We start from the raw sequence: 19,091 nt of genomic DNA, 5'->3' as shown, positions 1-19,091 counted from the left end.
CATGCGCCTGTTGCTGGTTGAAGACGACACTGCGTTGGGGGAGGGCCTGCGGACGGGCCTTCGCGAGGAGGGGTACACCATCGACTGGCTGCAGGATGGCGCCAGCGCATTGCATGCACTGACCCAGGAGAACTTCGACCTGGTGATCCTCGACCTCGGCTTGCCGCGGATGGATGGCATCAACGTGCTCAAGCGCCTGCGTGGCAGCGGGTCGGTGCTGCCCGTGCTGGTGCTCACGGCGCGCGATGGCATGGAGGATCGCATCGCCGGGCTCGACGCGGGGGCCGACGACTACCTGATCAAGCCGTTCGACCTCAACGAGCTCAAGGCGCGGTTGCGTGCCTTGCTGCGTCGCAGCAGCGGCCGTGCCAAGGTGCTGATCGAGCATGGCGGAGTCAGCCTCGACCCCGTCTCGCAGCAGGTCCACTACCAGGGCCGGCCGGTCGTGCTGACCCCGCGCGAATACCTGCTGCTGCACGAGCTGCTGGCACAACCGGGGAAGGTGTTCAGCCGCGAGCGCCTGACCCAGCTGTTGTACGGCTGGGACGAGGAAGCGGAGAGCAACACCCTCGAGGTGCACATCTATCACCTGCGCAAGAAGCTGTTCAGCGAGCTGATACGGACCGTCCGCGGGATCGGTTACCTGGTGGAAAACAGACTATGACGTCGTTGCGGCAACGCACCCTCTGGCGGGTGGTGATCCTGCTCATCCTCGGTACCGGCCTCCTGGCGCACTACAACTACCGGGACAGCAGCCACGAGATCGCCGAGGTCTACGACGCCCATCTGGCCCAGAACGCCCGCCTGCTGCAGGGCGTGATGAGCCTGCCGCTCGCGCCCGCCGACCGGGGGCGGCTCTACGATGCCTTCGACGAGGCCCTGCGCCAGGCCGGCAGGCCGGGTGTCGGGCACCCCTACGAGAACAAGCTGGCGTTCCAGGTCTGGCGCGACGGTGGCGAGCTTCTGGTGCATACGCCCAGTGCGCCACGGATCGATCCGTCGCAACGCCTTCCGGGGTTCTCCGACATCGTCATCGAGGGCAAGCAGTGGCGTGGCTTCCTGCTGCCGGTGCCGGCGCAGCAGGTGTCGATCTGGGTGGGCGAGCGCAAGGATGTCCGCGGTGACCTGGTCGGGCGCATCGTCCGCCATACCCTGTTGCCGTTCCTGTTCGGCGCTCTGGTGCTGGCACTGCTGGTGTGGTTCGCCATCGGCTGGGGGCTGCAGCCTCTGCAGAACATGGCGAACGTCATCCGCGGGCGCCATGCCAAGTCGCTCGAGCCCTTGCAGCTGGCGCCCCTGCCCAGCGAACTGGAGCCGATGCAGGCCGCCATCAACCGGCTGCTCAGCCAGGTCGCCGACCTGCTCAGGCGCGAGCAGCGCTTCATCGCGGATGCGGCCCATGAAATGCGCACGCCGCTGGCCATTCTCCGCCTGCATGCGCAGAACGTGGAGGAGGCCCGGACCGAGGAAGACCGGGCTCGGGCGCTGGGCTTTCTGATCGGCGGGGTGGATCGGCTGAGCCGGGTGGTGAACCAGTTGCTCACCCTGGCGCGGATCGAGCCGCGGCTCGGCCAGCGCCACCTGGAGGATGTCGACCTGGCCAAGGTGGCCATGGACACGCTGGTGGAGATGACGCCCTGGATACTGGAGCGCAACGTGGAGCCCGTGCTGGACATCGAGCCGGGCGCCTGCCATGTCCGGGGCGACGCCATGAGCATCGGCATCGCACTGCAGAACCTGGTCAGCAATGCGGTCAATTTCTCCCCGGTCGATGGCGTGGTGAAAGTCGGCCTCACCGTTCGCGAGGGGCATGTCGAGCTGTCGGTGGAGGACGAGGGACCCGGTGTTCCGGCCGATCGCCTGGCGGTGGTGTTCGAGCGCTTCTTCAGCGATGGCCACGAAGGAGGCGCCGGCCTCGGGCTGCCCATCGTGCGGACCATCATGGAGCACCTGGGCGGTGCCGTCCGCCTGGAAAACCGGCCCGGCGGCGGAGCCCGGGCCACCCTGGAGTTTCCCTTCACGGGGGCGGCCGGGCGGCCCGCAGCCTAGTGGGGCTCGTCGTCGCCCGGTAGCGGGCGGCGGCGACCGGTGATCATCGAAAGCGGCAGGTTGTCGCGCACGCGCAGGCTTTCGAACACGGCGGCGGCCATGTGCAGCGACACGAGCAGGGCCAGGCCGTTGGCGATCCAGCGATGCGCATCCTCCGGCCATTCGGCGCCCCACAGCGCATCGACTTCCTGCATCAGGTAGCCGGTGAGCCCGAGCAGCGCCATGGACAGCATCATCAGGATCATAACCAGCGCGCCGAGGGGCGAATGCCCCAGGCGGTGGTGCGGCGCGCGGTTGCGCAGGGCGCGCAGGTGCGCGGCGAGGCGCCCGGGGGTCGGCCAGAAGTCGCGCCAGCGGGCGCTGCGTGGGCCGATGAAGCCCCACGGCACCCGCACCAGCAGGCAGAAGCAGGCGTAGTAGCCCAGCCAGGTGTGCCAGGCGTCGCCTTCCTCGGTGAACAGGTAGTTGGCGAAGAAGGCGCCGGCGACCGAGGCATGGAACAGGCGGACGACGGGGTCCCAGAGCCGGATGGTCGCCCCGCCCATCAGTTTTCCACCCGGCTCTTGACCGGCTGGCCGGTGACCGGGTCGTGATAGATCTCGACCTTGCGCTTGTCCTTGTCGAAGCCGTAGATCTCATAGCAGTTGCCGGAGGTGATCTTGAACTTGCTGATCTGGTAGCCCTGTTCCTTCAGCTGTGCCTGGAATTGCTCGGGGTCCTTCCAGGTGGAGCGTTCGGCGGTGGTGCACTGGGGGGAGGCGAGGGCCGCGGTGCTGGCGATGAGCAGGGCGGGAAGCAGCAGGTAGCGCATGATGAAGTCCTCGATGGAGTTGGGAGGCTTCACTCTGCGCGCCGAAGCTTAAGGGATTCTGAGGGGCGCTATATCGACATTCGGGCGCGGTTGATGGAGGCTGTGCCGCCTGCATCTCTCCTGGCTCCCGGGGTCTGCTCTTGCAGGGGCCGATTCGCGCCAGGGTTTCGACGGTGCCGCGCCCCGGATGGAAAGCCCGCTGCGCACCCTGGCGCAGGGCCGCAATGCGCGGGAGCGGCTTGCGCGGGCGCGCTGGCAGGCGCTCGAGGGGCTGTGCCGGGCTACGGGGGCGACCCGGATTGGCGGCGTGGTACGTGATGGCGCGGAAGCTGCATCGCTGCGCCGAGTGCCGGTTTTTCGTCGCCGGCCGTGGAGGATTTGAGAATGCGTAGTTTGATGCTGTTGCTGGCGCTGCTGGCACTCGGGGGTTGCATGAAGGTCAGCGACATGACCCTCGGCGCTCGCGAGCAGATGAGCGACGCCGGGCTGCTGGATCACAGCGAGACCTATCGCTCGATGTCCTGGCGGCTGCAGCCGGATTCGTTCATTTATATCGCCCAGAGCAGTTTCATGCCCCAGGGCGGCACTCACACCAGGGCGAACGTGGTGGCCGAGGAGGCCTTCAAGGGGTTCGTCGAATACTTCCCGCTGGTGCGCCGTGCGAGCCAGCCGGTGAGCCTGGAGCAGGCGATGAGCGAGGCCCGTTCGCTCGGGGCCAACTACCTGCTCTACAGCCGCTTCGCCGATGCCGATGATCGCATCGGCACGGTGGAGGAGTGGGAGGATCAGGAGGCGGTGGATCGGCTCGGTGTCGATAACGGCGTCATCCAGTTGATGCTGATCGAAACCGGTAACCGCTATCTGGTGGACACGGCACGGATCACCCACCGGGGTGGCCTGTTCACCTTTCATGACCAGAAGCCCGAGGATCTGATCGGGCCGCCGTTGAGACAATACGCGCGCAGCCTCATGGGGCTGGGCCGCTGAGGAGGATGTGATGAACGACCCGGGCAAGGCAGGCGATCTGCTGGCGCAGATTCCCAAGGAGAAGGGGCTGCCGCCGGTGCACCTGTGGAACCCCGATTTCTGTGGCGATATCGACATGCGCATCGCCCGCGACGGGACCTGGTACTACCTGGGCACGCCCATTGGCCGCAAGCCGATGGTCAGGCTGTTCTCCACCATCATCCGCCGCGATGGCGACGACTATTTCCTGGTCACGCCGGTGGAAAAGGTCGGCATCACCGTCGACGATGCGCCCTTCGTGGCGGTGAGCGTCGAGGTGAGCGGGGAGGGCGAGGCGCAGGTGTTGCGCTTCGTCACCAATGTCGAGGACGAGGTGGAGGCGGGCGCCGAGCACCCGATCCGGGTCGAGACCGACCCGATCACCCAGGAGCCGGCGCCCTACGTTCATGTGCGCACCAACCTGGAGGCGCTGATCCATCGCAATGTCTTCTACCAACTGGTGGAGCTGGCGGTGGTGCGCGAGCTCGATGGGCGCAACTGGCTGGGCGTTTGGTCCGGCGGGCAGTTCTTCCCGATCGGCGAGGAGCCTTGACAGGGGCTTTTCGCAGGCAACAAAAAAGGCCCCGAGGGGCCTTTTTCGTTCATCGCGTTTACATGTTGGGGTAGTTCGGGCCACCGGTGCCTTCCGGCGCCACCCAGGTGATGTTCTGGGCCGGGTCCTTGATGTCGCAGGTCTTGCAGTGGACGCAGTTCTGCGCGTTGATCTGGAAGCGCTTCTCGCCGTCTTCCTGGGTCACGACCTCGTATACGCCGGCCGGGCAGTAACGCTGCGCGGGCTCGTCGTAGAGCGGCAGGTTCTTGGCGATCGGGATGCTCGGGTCGGTGAGCTTCAGGTGGCAGGGTTGTTCCTCTTCATGGTTGGTGTTGGAGAGGAATACCGAGCTCAGCTTGTCGAAGCTGAGTTTGCCGTCGGGTTTGGGGTAGTTGATCTTCGGTGCTTCGCTGGCCTTCTTCAGGCAGGCGTGGTCCGGCACGTTGTCGTGCAGGGTGAAGGGGATCTTGCCGCCGAAGATGTTCTGGTCGAGCCAGTTGATGCCGCCGCCGATGACCGGGCCGAACTTGTGCAGCGCGGCACCGAAGTTGCGGCTGCGGAACAGCTCGTCATACAGCCAGCTGGCCTTGAACGCGTCGACGTAGGCAGTCAGCTCGTCGCCGCCTTCCTTGCCGCCCAGCAGCGCTTCGGCCACGGCTTCGGCCGCGAGCATGCCGGACTTCATGGCGGTGTGGCTGCCCTTGATCTTGGCGAAGTTCAGGGTGCCCAGGTCGCAGCCGATCAGCGCGCCGCCCTTGAAGACCATCTTCGGCAGCGAGTTCAGGCCGCCCTTGCAGATGGCACGGGCACCGTAGGCCACGCGCTTGCCACCTTCCAGGTACTGCTTGATCACCGGGTGGTGCTTGTAGCGCTGGAATTCGTCGAAGGGCGACAGGTGCGGGTTGGAGTAGGACAGGTCGACGATCAGGCCGACCACCACCTGGTTGTTCTCCAAGTGATAGAGGAAGGAGCCACCGGTATTGTCGGTGCCCATGATCGACAGCGGCCAGCCGGCGGTGTGCACCACCAGGCCCTGCTCGTGCTTGGCCGGGTCGATGTCCCAGATTTCCTTGATACCGATGCCGTAGTGCTGGGCGTCGGCTTCGGAGTCCAGGTTGTACTTCTTGATCAGTTGCTTGCCGATGTGGCCACGGCAGCCTTCGGCGAACAGGGTGTACTTGCCACGCAGTTCCATGCCGGGGGTGTAGTAGCCTTCCTTCGGATGGCCTTCGCGATCCACGCCGAGGTCGCCGGTGATGATGCCGCGTACCACGCCGTTCTCGTCGATCAGCGCTTCCTGGGCAGCGAAGCCCGGGTAGATCTCGACGCCCAGGCCTTCGGCCTGCTGGGCCAGCCAGCGGCACAGGTTGCCCAGGGAGATGATGTAGTTGCCCTCGTTGTGCATGGTCTTGGGCACGAAGAGGTCGGGGATCTTGATCGCGCCTTCGGCATCCTTGAGCATATAGATGTCGTCGCGCTTGACCGGGGTGTTCAGCGGAGCGCCGAGTTCCTTCCAGTCAGGGAACAGCTCGTTCAGCGCACGCGGCTCGAACACGGCACCCGAGAGGATGTGGGCGCCGACTTCGGAACCTTTCTCGACCACGCATACGCTGATCTCCTGACCAGCTTCGGCGGCCTTCTGCTTCAGTCGGCAGGCGGCGGACAGGCCAGCAGGGCCGGCGCCGACGATGACGACGTCGAATTCCATGTATTCGCGTTCCACAGTCATTCTCCTCAAGGCTCTCTTCGATGTTTTATGTGGGAGGGCTAGGCTCGATCCCTGACCAGAGCTGGCGCATTATATCCACACCCTTTGGCCGGTCCAATACAAACGTTTGTTTGAATTTTGTAGAAGCCTGATAGGATAAGGCTCTGCGGCTTATGGCGGGGTATTTTCCCGTATTGACCGGAATAGGCGTTACGGTCAAGATACGGGCGGTTTTGCGCTCGCCGTATGGGCTGACCGTCGGTTCCGGCCGACGAGCATCACCCGCCAGAGGCTCGTCCTTGGCGACATTCTTATTCACCGGAGAGTAACGAGGAATCCATGAAGGTTCTTGTAGCTGTCAAACGAGTGGTCGACTACAACGTCAAGGTTCGCGTCAAGGCGGACAACTCCGGCGTCGACCTCGCCAACGTCAAGATGTCGATGAACCCCTTCTGCGAAATCGCCGTGGAAGAAGCCGTCCGTCTGAAGGAAAAAGGCGTGGCGAGTGAAATCGTCGTCGTCACCATTGGCCCGGCCACTGCTCAAGAGCAGCTGCGTACCGCCCTGGCCCTCGGTGCTGACCGCGCCATCCTGGTCGAAAGCGCAGAAGAGCTCAGCTCCCTGGCCGTCGCCAAGCTGCTGAAAGCCGTCGTCGACAAGGAACAGCCCCAGCTGGTGATCCTTGGCAAGCAGGCCATCGACAGCGACAACAACCAGACCGGCCAGATGCTGGGCGCCCTCACCGGCTACGCCCAGGGCACCTTCGCCTCCAAGGTCGAAGTCGCCGGCGACAAGGTCAACGTCACCCGTGAGATCGACGGCGGCCTGCAGACCGTAGCCCTGAACCTGCCGGCTATCGTCACCACCGACCTGCGCCTGAACGAGCCGCGCTACGCGTCGCTGCCGAACATCATGAAAGCCAAGAAGAAGCCTCTGGACACCGTCACCCCGGACGCCCTGGGTGTTTCCACCGCTTCCACCGTCAAGACCCTGAAAGTCGAAGCGCCTGCTGCCCGCAGCGCCGGCATCAAGGTCAAGTCCGTGGCTGAACTGGTCGAGAAACTGAAGAACGAGGCGAAGGTAATCTAAATGACTATCCTGGTTATCGCTGAACACACCAATGCCGCCCTGGCCGCTGCCACGCTGAACACCGTTGCCGCTGCCCAGAAGATCGGTGGCGACATCCACGTCCTGGTCGCTGGTGCCGGTGTCGGCGCCGCTGCCGAAGCTGCCGCCAAGGTCGCTGGCGTTTCCAAGGTCCTGGTGGCCGACAACGCCGCCTTCGCTCATCAGCTGCCGGAAAACGTCGCGCCGCTGATCGCCGAACTGGGCAAGGGCTACAGCCACATCCTGGCGCCCGCCACCACCAACGGTAAGAACTTCCTGCCGCGCGTCGCCGCCCAGCTGGACGTCGACCAGATCTCCGAGATCATCGCGGTCGAGAGCGCCGATACCTTCAAGCGCCCGATCTACGCCGGTAACGCCATCGCCACCGTGCAGTCCTCGGCTTCGGTCAAGGTCATCACCGTGCGCACCACCGGTTTCGACGCCGTTGCCGCCGAAGGCGGTTCCGCTGCCATCGAAGCTGTCGGTGCCGGTAGCGACGCTGGCAAGTCCGCCTTCGTTGGCGAAGAACTGGCCAAGTCCGACCGTCCGGAACTGACCGCAGCCAAGATCGTCGTTTCCGGCGGCCGCGGCATGCAGAACGGCGACAACTTCAAGCACCTGTACGCGCTGGCCGACAAGCTGGGAGCTGCCGTCGGCGCTTCCCGCGCTGCCGTCGACGCCGGTTTCGTGCCGAACGACATGCAGGTCGGCCAGACCGGCAAGATCGTCGCTCCGCAGCTGTACATCGCGGTCGGCATCTCCGGTGCCATCCAGCACCTGGCGGGCATGAAGGACTCCAAGGTCATCGTCGCCATCAACAAGGACGAAGAAGCCCCGATCTTCCAGGTGGCTGACTACGGCCTGGTGGCTGACCTGTTCGAAGCCGTACCGGAGCTGGAAAAACTGGTCTGACCCAGCTTTCCGCACCCACGAAAAACCCGCTCATCGAGCGGGTTTTTTGTTGCCCGGGGAATCACCGCGAATCGAGGAAGGCCTGGTAGTGCGCGGCTGTCTCGGCGGGGCGTTCGATCATCGGCACGTGTCCGCAGTCCTTCATCACCACCACGCTGGGCTTGGCCAGCAATGGCTTCATCACCTCGATGCTGGAGACATCCAGGACGCGGTCGCGGTCGCCCCAGAGCAGCAGGGTAGGGGCGGTGATCTTCGGCAGCTCCGGTTCCAGCGGCACATAGCGCTGCACCAGATGCTGGAATACCTGATCGTAATGTTCGCGGTTGGCCGCCGCCTGTTCGGCGAGATAGCGCTTGAGGGGGCCGGGTAGCGCCGGTTTCTCGACGAAGATGAAATCCATCAACGGGTCGTAGTCCGCGACCGATGCCACCACCAGCGGGTTGGCATCGCCGCGCTCCAGCCGCTCGTACAGCTCGCTCTTGTGCGGGGCGGTGATCCCGGCGTTGTCGAACAACGCCAGCGAGCGCACCTGCTGTGGATAGCGCGCGGCGTAGAGGGCGACGATGTGTCCGCCCATGGAATTGCCCACCAGGTGCACCTTGCCCGCGCCCAGCGTGGCGATGAAGGAGGCCAGGCGCTCGGCCTGGGTGCCGACGTCGTAGCTGCCGGCCGGGCGGCTGCTGTCGCCGAAGCCCGGTAGGTCCGGGACGATCACGTGGTAGCGCTCGGTGAAGTGTCGCGCCATGCGCAGCCAGTTGTCCTTGTTGGCCCCGAAACCGTGGACCATGACGATGGTTTCGCCGCTGGCCGGGCCACCCTCGTAATAGGCGATATCCAGGTCGCCGACCGTCACGTCGCGGGTGGAAAGCCCCGCCAGCTGGCACTCCACGAAACGTGCCGTGGTCATCAGGGCGGCGGGGGAGAAGTACAGGGTGGCAGCCAGGGCTGCCAGCACCGTCACAAGTCCGACAAGCAGTTTTTTCATGGCGCGTCCTTATCGCAAAAAATTATTGCAGTTCGCCTAAGCTAGCATGACGCTAGAGCGACGCAGCGCAGTCGCTGCATCGCCCAAACCAAGGTCCGGTCCAGGAAGTCCCTGATGCACATACGCCCCTTCATCGCCCCGTTGTTGCTGGTCCTGGCCACGCTGCCGGGGCTGGCTCATGCAGCCGGCAAGTGCGAGCGCCTGGTCGCCACGGGCAACCCGGAATATCCGCCCTACCTGTGGCGCGACCCGCAGAACCCCAAGCTGCTGGTCGGCGCCAACGCCGATCTGCTCAAGCGCGTGGGCGACGAACTCGGATTGAAGATCGACATCCTCTATACCGGCCCCTGGTCCCGCGCCCAGGATGAGGTGCGCACCGGTCGCGTGGACCTGATCGCCGGCGCCTTCCTCACCCTGCCGCGCCTGGAGACCATGGACTACATCCACCCGGCCTTCCTCGACACGCCCAGCGTCGTATGGGTCAAGCGCGGCCACGGCTTCCCCTACACCCAGTGGCAGGATCTGCTCGGCCATACCGGCGGCACCCTGGTGAACAACAGCTTCGGCCAGGCCTTCGACGCCTTCGCCAAGGCGAACTTGACCCTCGAAGAGGTCCCGAGCCTGACCCAGGCCTACCAGAAGCTGGTGCTGGAGCGCACCGAGTACGTGCTCTACGAGCATTACCCGGGCCTCGCCCTGGCCGACACCCTGGGCATGGCGGACGACCTCGAAGCGCTGGAGCCGCCGATCTCCAGCGAGGGCCTGTACCTGACCCTGTCCCACAATTCGGCCTGCAACGATCCCTGGCTGCGCGGACAACTCGCGAAAAAAATGACAGAATTGACCGCCGCAGGTGTGCCGCAAGTCCTCTTGCAGCGCAATCTCGAGCGTTGGAAGGCCCAGCAGTTGCAGCCGGCCAGCGCCCCGAAACCCTAGGAATCCCTCGTGATCGAACAACGCATTCTGGCCCTCGGCCTGGCCGTCCTCGCCCTGGCCGGCTGTGCCAACGACCCCGCTCCCGTGGAGCAGCTCCGCCTCACCGAGCAGGCCGTGGCCCAGGCCCGTGCCGTGGGTGCGAGCGCCGAGCAGAGCCCCGACATGAAGCTGGCCGAAGAGAAACTCGCCCGCGCGCAGAAGAACATGGGCGAGCAGGACTACAAGCGTGCCCGCATCTTCGCCGAGCAGGCCGAACTGGATGCGCGCCTGGCCGAGTCCAAGGTGCTGACCGAGAAGAGCAAGGCCCAGCTGGTCGACCTCAGTGCCCGCATCAATCGCCTGCGCAAGCAGCTGGGAGAGATGCAATGAGCCCTCGCATCGCCCTCGGCGGCCTCCTGCTGAGCCTTGGCCTGTTGGCCGGTTGTGCCAACCCGCAGCGCGCCGAAGACAGCCTGGAAGCCGCGCGTACCCGCTTCCAGCAGGTGAAGGAAGACCCGGACGTGCTGCGCAGTGCGCCCAAGGACGTGATCCGCGCCGGCGAATCCCTGGCCCGCGCCGAGCGCCTGTCCAACTACCTGGGCAACGACCAGGACGTCGAGCACTACGCCTACCTCAGCCAGCGCTACAGCGAGATCGCCAGCCAGCACAGCGAGCTCAACCTCAACCAGGAGCGTGCCGCCAAGCTGCAGATGGACCAGGAGCGCCTGCAACTGGCCCTCCGCGAAGCCAAGCTGCTCAGCGTCCAGCAGCAGGGCGACTGGATGGAAGAACAGATGGTCAGCCTCGCCGCCACCGAGACCGACCGCGGCCTGGTGATGACCCTGGGCGACGTGCTGTTCGACACCGGGCGTGCGGAACTCAAGGCCTCGGCCAACCGCACGCTGCTCAAGCTGGTGCAGTTCCTCCAGATCAACCCGCGTCGCGTCGTGCGCATCGAGGGCTACACCGACAGCAGCGGTGCCCGCGAAGAGAACCTCGCCCTGTCCCGCGATCGCGCGCAGGCGGTGGCCGACGTGCTCGGCGACCTCGGCATCGATGCCAAGCGCATGGAAGTGGTGGGCTACGGCGAAGCCTTCCCCGTTGCCGAGAATGCCTCCTCCCACGGGCGGGCGCAGAACCGCCGCGTCGAGATCGTGTTCTCCGACGAGAAGGGCAAGCTCGGCGAGCGCCGCTGACGGCAATCGTTCGAAAGACCCCGGCGGCTTCGGCCCCCGGGGTTTTTTATTGCCCGTACAGCTGCGCCGGAAGCGGCGGGCCCGTTGGAGTGACACGATACAGTCACTGGCGAAAGCGCACTGTATGGCCCACAATTCAACGCTCTGTACCGGTGCAATTTGTTACTGCTCGGGTACTGTTTCGGTCCAGTGAACCAGGTGCCGCCGCCATGACCAATCTGTTGCTCTATCAACGCATCGCCCAGCAACTGGCCGAAGACATCCGTCGCGGCGTGTACCAGCCTGGCGAGCGCGTGCCCTCGGTCCGCAAGATGAGTTCGCAGCTCAATGTCAGCCACGCCACCGTGCTGCAGGCCTACGCCAACCTGGAGGACCAGGGCCTGATTCGCGCGCGGCCGCAATCCGGCTTCTACGTGCACCAGACCCCGGCCCTGACTGCCTCCACCCCGGACATCGCCCGTGTCGAGCGCCCCGGCCTGGTCACCCGCGCCAGCATCATCAACCAGGTGCTCACCGAGTCCCGCCGCGAAGGCGTGTTCCCCCTGGGCGCCGCCGTGCCCCACGTGGACTACCTCCCCGTGCGCGCCCTGCACCAGCAACTGGCCAAGGTCACCCGCTTCCACAGCCCGCGCGCCTTCAGCTACATGTTCAGCCCCGGCTTCGAGCCGCTGCGCCGGCAGGTGGCGATCCGCATGCGCGACGCCGGCGTGGTGGTCAACCCCACCGACGTGGTGATCACCCATGGCTGCGTGGATGCGCTGCAGATGAGCCTGCGCGTGCTGACCCGTCCCGGCGACCTGATCGCCGCCGAGTCCCCCACCTACTACGGCCTGCTGCAGCTGGCGGACCTGCTCGGCCTCAAGGTCATCGAGATCCCCAGCGACCCCACCACCGGCATCAGCCTCGAGGCGCTGCAGCTGGCCGCCAACCAGTGGCCGATCAAGGCGCTGGTGCTCACCTCGCGCCTGAGCAATCCCCTGGGCGGCACCATCCCCGAGGAGCGCCAGAAGCAGCTGCTGCGCCTGGCGTCGGACTTCGACATCCAGATCATCGAGGACGATATCTACGGCGAGCTGATGTTCGAACAGGGCCCCTCAAAGGCGCTCAAGGCCCACGACCGCGAAGGGCGCGTGGTCTACTGCTCCAGCTTCTCCAAGACGCTGTCGCCGGGCGTGCGCATCGGCTGGATCATCGCCGGCAAGTACCAGGACGAGATCCAGCGCCTGCAGACCTTCAGTACCCATTCCGCCTGCAGCGTCACGCAGATGGGCGTCGCCGCCTACCTGGAGAACGGCGGCTACGACCGGCACCTGCGCTACATCCGCCAGGAGTACCGCAAGAACCTCACCGCCTTCCAGCTGGGGGTGCAGCAATACTTCCCCGAAGGCACGCAGATGAGCCGGCCCAACGGCGGCTTCATCCTGTGGATCAGCCTGCCCGCCAAGGTCAACACCAAGGACCTGCACGTCCGCGCCTTGCAGCAGGGCATCAGCATCGCGCCGGGGCTGATCTTCAGTAACACCGAGCAGTTCAACCACTGCGTGCGGCTCAACTGCGGCATCCCGTGGAACCGCGAGGCGGAGCGCGCCATCATGACCCTCGGCATGCTCGCCAAGCAGCTGTGCCAGGAGGCCGGCAGCTTCTTCTGACACCAGGCGCGCCCCGGGCTGAAGCCCGGTGCCCCTATTGCGGGAGCGGTTTCAGCCGCGATGGCCTGGCACGGCGATCGCGGTTGAAACCGCTCCCACGCCCCGCGCCCAGCCCGGAAATAATTTCATCACCCCTTTAACCCGACCTGATCGCCGCCCCCGTCTACTGGTGCGTATGGACATTCCGTCCCCAGGAGACACGCCATGACCACCCCCGCCGCACTGCTCCGCCAACCCCTCGCCGCCGGTTTCGCCGCCGGCCTGCTGCTCGCCCTGGCCGCCTGCCAGGGGCATGAATCCGGCACCACGCCCGGTGCGAGCGAGACCAAGGCCGAAGCCGAGGTCAGCGGTTCGGTGAGCGCCAACGACGACGCGCGCCTGCAGGAACTGGCCAAGCCCGCCGCGGAGCCGAACGCCGCCTATGCCCCTGCGACAGTGGCCAAGCGCTCGGCCCCGATCGCGGTGGCGGGGTCGATGGCCATGCCCGTGGCCCCCGCGCCCATGAGCGACGCCCTGGCCGCCGGCTACCGCGACGAGGGCCGCGAGCGATATGCGCACCTGGCCGACAACCCCATCCACGCCGTGGCCAGCGACCCGGTTTCCACCTTCAGCATCGATGTCGACACCGGCGGCTACGCCAACATCCGCCGCTTCCTCAACGACGGCCAGCTGCCGCCCAAGGACGCGGTGCGCCTGGAAGAGCTGGTCAACTACTTCCCCTACGCCTACCCGCTGCCCCAGGGCGACGTGCCCTTCGGCATCGGCACCGAACTGGCGCGTTCGCCCTGGAACCCCGAGGCGCGCCTGCTGCGCATCGCCATCAAGGCCTCCGACACCCAGGTCGAGCAGCTGCCGCCGGCCAACCTGGTGTTCCTGGTCGACGTCTCCGGCTCCATGGACCGCCGTGACGGCCTGCCCATGGTGCAGGGCACCCTCAAGCTGCTGGTGGACCAGCTGCGCGCCGAGGACCGTGTCTCCCTGGTCACCTATGCCGGCGAGGCCCGCTTGGTGCTCGAATCCACCCCCGGCAGCGAGAAGGCGAAGATCCGCGCCGCCATCGACCAGCTCGCCGCCGGCGGTTCCACCGCAGGCGAGTCCGGTATCCAGATGGCCTATGCCCAAGCGCAGAAGGGCCTGCTGAAGAACGGCATCAACCGCATCCTCCTGGCCACCGACGGCGACTTCAACGTCGGCATCAGCGACTTCGAAAGCCTCAAGCAACTGGCCGCCGAGAAGCGCAAGGGGGGTGTCTCGCTGACCACCCTGGGCTTCGGCACCGACAACTACAACGAACAGCTCATGGAGCAACTGGCCGATGCCGGCGACGGCAACTATGCCTACATCGACAGCCTGCGCGAGGCGCGCAAGGTGCTGGTCGACCAGCTCAGCTCGACGCTCAAGGTGGTGGCCAGGGACGTCAAGCTGCAGGTCGAGTTCAACCCCGCCCAGGTCAGCGAATACCGCCTGCTGGGCTACGAGAACCGCGCGCTCAAGCGTGAGGACTTCAGCAACGACAAGGTCGACGCCGGCGAGATCGGCGCGGGCCACACCGTCACCGCGCTCTACGAGATCGTCCCGGCCGGCGGCAGGGGCTGGCTGGAGCCGCTGCGCTACCAGCAGGCGCAGAAGGCCGATGGCAAATCCTCCGAGCTGGCCTGGCTGCGCATCCGCTACAAGGCGCCGGGCAGCGAGCAGAGCAAGCTGCTGGAGCGTCCCATCGCCGCCGCCGAGGTGCCCGCGATCGCCGGGGCCAGCGAAGACCTGCGCTTCGCCGCCGCCGTGGCCGCCTTCGCCCAGCAGCTCAAGGGCGGGCAGTACACCGGCAGCTTCGGCTTCAACGACACCCTGGCGCTGGCCCGAGGTGCCCGTGGCGATGATCGCTTCGGCCTGCGCGGCGAATTCGTGCAACTGGTCGAACTCGCACAAAGCCTGCAAAATCCAACTCCTTCACAGGCACGGATCGAGTGACTTGAGCGAACTCATCACGGATGACGACGCCGCGCTGCTGCGGCGCTACCGACACGGCGATGCCGAGGCCTTCGGCGTGCTCTACGCACGCCATCGCCTCGGCCTCTACCGTTTTCTCTGCGGGCTGTGCGGCGACGCCGGCCTGGCCGAGGAGATCTTCCAGGAAACCTGGCTGAACCTGATCCGCAGCGCCACCGAGCAGCGCGAACAGGTGGCGTTCAAGACCTGGCTCTACCAGATCGCCCGCAATCGCCTGATCGACCATTGGCGCAAGCACGGGCGGCTCCATGGCCGCGTCGAGGAGTTCGACGAGCAATTGCACGGCGATGCCCTGCCGGGCAGCAGCGACGACCCGGAGGAACAGTTGAGCCTCAGCCGTGATCGCCAGCGCCTGCAGGCCGCCCTGGAGGAATTGCCCGGTGAGCAGCGCGAAGTCTTCCTGCTGCGCGCCCATGGCGAGCTCGAACTGCACGAGATCGCCGAGATGACCCGCACGCCCGCCGAGACGGTGAAGAGCCGCCTGCGCTACGCGTTGCAGAAGCTACGTCGGTTGCTGGCCGATCCGGCTGCCACCGAGGAGGTATCCACATGAACCAGGAGCCACGCAAGCCGGATGGGCTGGAGCGCGACCTGCTCGCCCACTTCCGTGCCCATGATGCCGGCGAGCCTTCCGCCGAGCTGGATGCGCGCATCCTCGCCGCGGCCCGCGATGCCGTGCGGCCCGCCAGGCCGGGCCTGGGCGAGCGCCTGCACGCCTGGCTGTTCGGCCCCGGTGGCCGCCAGCGCTGGTCCGTGGCCTTCGCCGGCCTGGCCTGCCTGGGCATCGGTGTCAGCCTCACCTGGCGCAACCTCGATCGCCCTGACCTCGACTACGGCAACAGCGCCCCGGCCCCGGCGGCGATGATGATGCCGGCGCCCATCGTGCCCGCCGCGCCCGCTGCTGCACCGATGGCCCGCTCCAGCGTCGCTGCCGGCGACACCGCCGTTGCCGGGAGCATGGAGAGTGCCCCGGAGCCGTCCATCCAGGCCTACGCCGCTCCGGCGCCGGCCGAGGCACCGCAGATGGCCCGCGAGGCGAAGAAGATGGCGGCCTCGCGCCTGGCCGAAGAAGCCCAGCGCCAGGCGCCGGTGGCGGCCCTGAGCGATCAGGCCGACGCGCACGAGCAGGCCGCCGAGGCGCTGAAGGCCGAAGCCTCCACCCTGGCCGCCAAGCCGCGCATGGCACCGGGCAAGGCCAAGGAAGCCACCCTGGTGGAGCAGCTCGAAGAGCTGCTGCAACTGCGCGAGCAGGGCGACACCCAGGCCGCCGACGCGCTGCTGGCGCGCCTGCGCCAGGATCACCCGCAACTGGATATCGAGGCCGAGCTGGAACGGCTCGGGGAACGCCGCTAGTCCGGCTTCGGCGGTGAACCAGCACCGCCGGGACCGCGACCGGAGCAAGGAGCGCGTGATTGTCCCTTTCATCTTCCGGGCACGACGAAAAGAGCCTCGGCCGCCTGCTGCTGGAGCTGTGCGTCCAGCTCGCGCTGACCCTCCTGCCCATCATCCTCTGCGCCATGCTGCCCCTGCCGCTGTCGGCGGCCCTGGTGCTGCTGCACGTTCTCGCCCTCGGCCTGGCGGCATGCACCGGGCGCGAGGCGCTGGCCCGGCGCATCAGTGCGCAACTGTCCTGCGCCATGATCGGCTTCGGCATCGGTGTGGGGCGGCTGCTGCCTGGCTACTGGGGCATCTTCGCCGGCATCGCCGCGGTCTTCCTCGGCCTTGCCTCAGTGGCGGCGTGGGAGCGTCGCCTGGGCCTTGCCGAGCCCGAGCCGGGCGCCAACGCCTGGGGCAGCGGCGGCCCGTTGCTGACGCCCGAAGGTGAACCCGTGCGCAGCTTCAACTGGGGCGAGATCGCCATGGGCGGGCCCGCCTGGTGCGACCACCTGCTGCCCGACGGCGTGGTGCTGGAGGGGCTGGGCAGCTCGCTGTGCTTCTCCAGCGACGGCCGCTACCTGGCCGCGCCCATCCCCTCCCGGGGCGAGTGGGGCCTGGTGATCTTCGACCGCCAGCTGCGCCGCCTGCATCACTGCACCAACGCTCCGCAGTTCTGGGAGCTGGATGCCTTCGATGGCGAGGTGCTGCGCGGTCGCCACAGCCCACTGGTGTCCAACCAGGCCGTCGTGGCGCGCCTCGATACCTTGCTGGCCGATGCCCGCAGCGAAGACTTCATCGCCGTGGGCGATCTCTGGCTCAGCCCGGACCGGGCCGCACACCTGCCCGCCGCGCGCGATTTCCCCGCCCCGACGGGCAGCCACCGCCTGCGTGGCGTTCCCCACCTGCCGGGCACCCTGCGCGAGCTGGACAACCCCCTCGCGCCCCTGGCCAACCCCGCCTGCGAACTGGTGCTCGACGACGAGCCCAGCGGCCTGCTGCTGGCCGACGGCGAAGCGGTCATCTGGCGGGAGGATGGCAAGGCGCTGGTATGCCGCGCGCGTCCCGTTGCCGAGCTGGAACGGGGCTGGAGCAACGACTGCTGGTTATGGGCGGAGGGCGAGGGCTGGCGCCTGCTCGACGAGCCCTGGCAATCCCTTGAGGGCGAGCCCCGTCTCAACCTGGGCGCGCCGCTGCGCCTCGACGGTCGCCGCACCTGGCGCGCGGCCTACCTCGACTATGCCGGCACCGACCGCCTGGGCTTCGGCTATGGCCTGTACAGCATCCACGGCGACAGCGAGATCCTGGCCGGGGTCGATGAGCTGGGCCGTGCGCTGGCCGGCGAGCACCGGCTGACGCAACTGTGCCTCGGCGTCTCGCTGGACGGCGCGGGGCGCAGCGGCGCCAGCCTGGAGCTGCAGCCCATGGCCAATGGCGAGGTGCCGCGCCTGGAGTGGCTGCGCGAGGGTGCGGACGGCCGTCAGGGCGCATTCGCCTGCCGCATCGGCGACTGGCTGCTCGACGGTGAATGGTGCCTGGATCACCGGGTTTCCGACTGCGGGCGTTACCTGGCCCTGGTGGCGTTCGCCGAGGCGCCGGCCGCTCCCCATCGCCTGGTGGTGGCGGATGTCCGCGAGCGTCGCCTGCTGGCGCTGGAGCGCCCCTTGGCGATCGCCCGGCTGCACGACTTCCGCGAGGGCATCGTCAGCCTTGCCCATGTGCTCGGGCGCCTGCCCGAGGGGTGCGAATCCAATCCCCTGCAGCGTTTCACCGAAGCGGCCCCGGACGCACGGCGGGCTGCCGCCTTCATGGCCGCTGGCGGCGAGCGTTTCTACTACGAGGTGGCGCGGGTGGCGGTCGACCCGGATGCGCTGCGCCTGGTGCCGACCTGGCGGCTGGCCGAGCGCCCGCCGGTCGCCAATGCGCTGGGGGATTTCGTCCTGCCTGCGCCCGGTGGCGTGGATGCCGCCTGGCTGTTCGGCTGCGAGAACCGTTTCGCCGACAGCTACCTGCGCGAGCAGGAGCCCCGCATGGGTGGGTGCCTGCTCACCGCCTCCGGCTGCGCGATCGCCGACCTGGGGCCGGCGATGATCTGGTCGGCCGATGGCCGCTTCCTGGCGCTGACCCGCTTCGGCGAGTACCACGATCCACGGGCCGGCAGCCATCCGCTCTGGCACCTGCTGGTGCTGGATACCCACGAACACCGCCTGTATCGCTGCGCCGATCCCATCGGCCTCATGCCGCGCTTCGAAGGCTTCGATGGCGAGGGCCTGTGCATGCGCGTCCACGCCTACGCCCATGAGGTGGAAGACGATGCCGGCGAGCCGCGTCGTTTCAGCCTCGATGAGCTGCTGGCGCTGCGAGCGGAACCGCTGCGCCGCGAAGGGGGCCTCTGGCTGCCCGATGCGGAGCGGGAGCGCATCGACCTCTGGCAGCACCTGGATTCCACCCACCTCGACCCCTGGAGAGCCCCATGACCGACAGCCCTTCCGCCATCTTCTCTCTGCTCAGCTCCATCGGCCTGCTGCCCCTGGTTGTGACCTGGCTCCTGGGCTGCGCCATGGCCGCGCGCTTCTGGCGTGCCCAGCCCCGCGCCGCCGGCCTGTGCCTGGCCAGCATGCTGATCCTGCTGGTGTGGCAGGGCATGACCATCGGCCTGCACGCGCTGATCCCGATCCTGGCCTTCGATATCTGGCCCGACGCGGAGCCCATGTATTTCTACGCGGCCATCAACCTGCTCGGCAGCCTGGTTCACACCCTGGCCTTTGGCCTGCTGATCTGGGCGGTGTTCACCGGCCGGGAAGGGGTGTAAAACTTTGG

At 67.0% G+C, this 19,091-nt stretch carries 19 protein-coding genes; 15 read left to right on the top strand and 4 right to left on the bottom strand.

All coding sequences use genetic code 11. The features are described from left to right. Position 1: 1 nt before the first annotated feature. Together DMX10_RS18450 and DMX10_RS18445 are read left to right on the top strand one after the other, a co-directional pair. Entirely contained in the window at positions 2-664 is a 663-nt protein-coding gene (locus tag DMX10_RS18450; RefSeq protein ID WP_111262412.1) for a response regulator, read from the top strand. After that, the gene (locus DMX10_RS18445) at positions 661-2,049 is read left to right on the top strand and encodes a sensor histidine kinase (RefSeq protein ID WP_111262411.1); all 1,389 of its coding nucleotides are present in this window, start codon (positions 661-663) and stop codon (positions 2,047-2,049) included. Before DMX10_RS18450 ends, DMX10_RS18445 begins: the two co-directional genes overlap by 4 nt. Here DMX10_RS18445 and DMX10_RS18440 read toward each other — a convergent pair. Beyond that, a complete protein-coding gene (locus DMX10_RS18440; RefSeq protein ID WP_111262410.1) occupies positions 2,046-2,594 on the bottom strand; it encodes a cytochrome b/b6 domain-containing protein in 549 nt (182 codons plus the stop codon). The genes DMX10_RS18445 and DMX10_RS18440 overlap by 4 nt on opposite strands. After that, complete coding sequence (locus DMX10_RS18435; protein WP_111262439.1) at positions 2,594-2,860, bottom strand: PepSY domain-containing protein; 267 nt, start codon at positions 2,858-2,860, stop codon at positions 2,594-2,596. Before DMX10_RS18435 ends, DMX10_RS18440 begins: the two co-directional genes overlap by 1 nt. Positions 2,861-3,244: 384 nt before the next feature. Here DMX10_RS18435 and DMX10_RS18430 point away from each other — a divergent pair, with 384 nt between their 5' ends. Next, positions 3,245-3,847, top strand: coding sequence for a DUF4823 domain-containing protein (locus DMX10_RS18430; RefSeq protein ID WP_111262409.1), 603 nt, complete (start codon positions 3,245-3,247; stop codon positions 3,845-3,847). Between the two features lie 10 nt (positions 3,848-3,857). After that, positions 3,858-4,418, top strand: a complete 561-nt coding sequence (locus DMX10_RS18425) for a DUF1285 domain-containing protein (protein WP_111262408.1) — start codon at positions 3,858-3,860, stop codon at positions 4,416-4,418. Between the two features lie 58 nt (positions 4,419-4,476). On the opposite strand, the gene DMX10_RS18420 is transcribed toward DMX10_RS18425, so the two are convergent. Further along, positions 4,477-6,141 carry an electron transfer flavoprotein-ubiquinone oxidoreductase gene (locus DMX10_RS18420; protein ID WP_111262407.1) on the bottom strand — a complete coding sequence of 555 codons (1,665 nt, stop codon included), beginning with the start codon at positions 6,139-6,141 and terminating at the stop codon, positions 4,477-4,479. Positions 6,142-6,465: 324 nt separating this feature from the next. On the opposite strand from DMX10_RS18420, the gene DMX10_RS18415 reads away from it, so the two are divergent. Together DMX10_RS18415 and DMX10_RS18410 are read left to right on the top strand one after the other, a co-directional pair. Continuing rightward, positions 6,466-7,215 (top strand): electron transfer flavoprotein subunit beta/FixA family protein, encoded by a 750-nt coding sequence (locus tag DMX10_RS18415; protein ID WP_111262406.1) that lies wholly within the window; start codon positions 6,466-6,468, stop codon positions 7,213-7,215. Next, positions 7,216-8,145 carry an electron transfer flavoprotein subunit alpha/FixB family protein gene (locus DMX10_RS18410; RefSeq protein WP_111262405.1) on the top strand — a complete coding sequence of 310 codons (930 nt, stop codon included), beginning with the start codon at positions 7,216-7,218 and terminating at the stop codon, positions 8,143-8,145. 61 nt (positions 8,146-8,206) lie between these two features. On the opposite strand, the gene DMX10_RS18405 is transcribed toward DMX10_RS18410, so the two are convergent. Continuing rightward, positions 8,207-9,130: an alpha/beta fold hydrolase gene (locus DMX10_RS18405; protein ID WP_111262404.1), complete on the bottom strand. Its 924-nt coding sequence runs from the start codon at positions 9,128-9,130 to the stop codon at positions 8,207-8,209. Between the two features lie 114 nt (positions 9,131-9,244). Here DMX10_RS18405 and DMX10_RS18400 point away from each other — a divergent pair, with 114 nt between their 5' ends. The 9 genes from DMX10_RS18400 to DMX10_RS18360 all read left to right on the top strand — a co-directional run bounded on the left by DMX10_RS18400 (position 9,245) and on the right by DMX10_RS18360 (position 19,083). Further along, positions 9,245-10,066 (top strand): ABC transporter substrate-binding protein, encoded by an 822-nt coding sequence (locus DMX10_RS18400; protein WP_111262403.1) that lies wholly within the window; start codon positions 9,245-9,247, stop codon positions 10,064-10,066. A gap of 39 nt (positions 10,067-10,105) precedes the next feature. Beyond that, positions 10,106-10,435: a DUF4398 domain-containing protein gene (locus tag DMX10_RS18395; RefSeq protein WP_111262438.1), complete on the top strand. Its 330-nt coding sequence runs from the start codon at positions 10,106-10,108 to the stop codon at positions 10,433-10,435. Next, positions 10,432-11,241 carry an OmpA family protein gene (locus tag DMX10_RS18390; protein ID WP_111262402.1) on the top strand — a complete coding sequence of 270 codons (810 nt, stop codon included), beginning with the start codon at positions 10,432-10,434 and terminating at the stop codon, positions 11,239-11,241. Before DMX10_RS18395 ends, DMX10_RS18390 begins: the two co-directional genes overlap by 4 nt. Before the next feature lie 209 nt (positions 11,242-11,450). Beyond that, the gene (locus tag DMX10_RS18385; RefSeq protein WP_111262401.1) at positions 11,451-12,890 is read left to right on the top strand and encodes a PLP-dependent aminotransferase family protein; all 1,440 of its coding nucleotides are present in this window, start codon (positions 11,451-11,453) and stop codon (positions 12,888-12,890) included. Positions 12,891-13,094: 204 nt separating this feature from the next. Beyond that, complete coding sequence (locus DMX10_RS18380; RefSeq protein WP_111262400.1) at positions 13,095-14,858, top strand: VWA domain-containing protein; 1,764 nt, start codon at positions 13,095-13,097, stop codon at positions 14,856-14,858. A gap of 1 nt (position 14,859) precedes the next feature. Next, positions 14,860-15,450, top strand: coding sequence for an RNA polymerase sigma factor (locus tag DMX10_RS18375; RefSeq protein ID WP_256604834.1), 591 nt, complete (start codon positions 14,860-14,862; stop codon positions 15,448-15,450). Continuing rightward, positions 15,447-16,250, top strand: a complete 804-nt coding sequence (locus tag DMX10_RS18370; protein ID WP_111262398.1) for a hypothetical protein — start codon at positions 15,447-15,449, stop codon at positions 16,248-16,250. Before DMX10_RS18375 ends, DMX10_RS18370 begins: the two co-directional genes overlap by 4 nt. Before the next feature lie 59 nt (positions 16,251-16,309). After that, entirely contained in the window at positions 16,310-18,748 is a 2,439-nt protein-coding gene (locus DMX10_RS18365; protein WP_111262397.1) for a hypothetical protein, read from the top strand. Further along, positions 18,745-19,083 carry a hypothetical protein gene (locus DMX10_RS18360; protein ID WP_111262396.1) on the top strand — a complete coding sequence of 113 codons (339 nt, stop codon included), beginning with the start codon at positions 18,745-18,747 and terminating at the stop codon, positions 19,081-19,083. Before DMX10_RS18365 ends, DMX10_RS18360 begins: the two co-directional genes overlap by 4 nt. Positions 19,084-19,091 lie beyond the last annotated feature (8 nt).

This window comes from Pseudomonas sp. 57B-090624 (assembly GCF_003234055.1).
Lineage (GTDB): Bacteria > Pseudomonadota > Gammaproteobacteria > Pseudomonadales > Pseudomonadaceae > Metapseudomonas > Metapseudomonas tohonis.
The sequence above is the reverse complement of the archived record's forward strand: the minus strand, read 5'-3'. Positions and strand labels throughout refer to the sequence as shown.